Annotated in this window: 2 protein-coding genes; both read left to right on the forward strand. The window is 36.1% G+C overall.

Annotated elements, in window-relative coordinates:
• Positions 1-104 precede the first annotated feature (104 nt).
• On the forward strand, positions 105-770 hold the full coding sequence (cas4, locus tag BN587_RS08170; RefSeq protein ID WP_021720637.1) for a CRISPR-associated protein Cas4: 666 nt from the start codon (positions 105-107) through the stop codon (positions 768-770).
• A partial coding sequence (locus BN587_RS08175) for a CRISPR-associated endonuclease Cas1 (RefSeq protein ID WP_044484623.1) occupies positions 767-993 on the forward strand: 227 nt, incomplete at its 3' end. The genes cas4 and BN587_RS08175, both read left to right, overlap by 4 nt.

Raw genomic sequence — 993 nt, forward strand, 5'->3', positions numbered from 1 at the left:
TCCCGCGAGTGAGCGTGGATTGAAATACGGAACACGGTTGGATTTTCGGTTTTGTTAACACAAATAACGCATTCTGATTAGCCTAAAAGGAAAGGAGAATTCTTATGGAATATTGTGAAGATGAATTCTTACAATTATCAGGTATTCAGCATTTTTGCTTTTGCCGTCGACAATGGGCGTTGATTCATATAGAAAATCAATGGCAGGAAAATGTAAGAACAATTGAGGGTAACATAGTCCATGAACGTTGTCATGATGATGGCTTTATAGAAAAACGTGGCAATTTGCTAATTACACGTTCCTTGAACGTTTTTTCAAGAAAGTTAGGCGTTTCGGGACAATGTGATGTTGTAGAATTTAGTAAGACTGAAAACGGATGCACTTTATATGGACGAGAAGGATTATGGCTACCTTATCCCATAGAGTATAAGCGCGGAAAGAGTAAACTGATTGATGCTGACAGATTACAATTATGCTGTCAGGCTATGTGTTTGGAAGAAATGCTGCATGTTGATATACCTAAAGGTGCTTTATATTATAATGAAACACATCGTCGGGAAGAGATTGCTTTTACTGCTTCTATGCGTGAAAATGTAGAATCTATGTTGCGTGAAATGCATAACTATTATAGACAGGGCTATACACCGAATGTTAAGCCTAAAAAAGGCTGTATCTTATGTTCTTTAAAGGATATTTGCTTGCCGGTTATATGCAGGAAGACAGTTGTGGCGGATTATTATGCAAAATTTTTAAATGAGGATGCATTATGAGACATTTAATGAATACTTTATTTGTGACAAGTGAAGATATTTATTTATCGCTGGATAATGAGAATGTTGTAATAAATAGGGAAGGTACAGTAGTAAAAAAATTACCATTGCGGATGTTTGAGCAAATTTTATATTTTGGTTATATGGGAGCGAGTCCTGCATTATTGGGAAAGTGTGCTGAATATGGTATAGCCGTATGCTTTTATAAACCTAGCGGAAGATT

This window comes from Phascolarctobacterium succinatutens CAG:287 (assembly GCF_000434895.1).
GTDB lineage: Bacteria > Bacillota > Negativicutes > Acidaminococcales > Acidaminococcaceae > Phascolarctobacterium_A > Phascolarctobacterium_A succinatutens_A.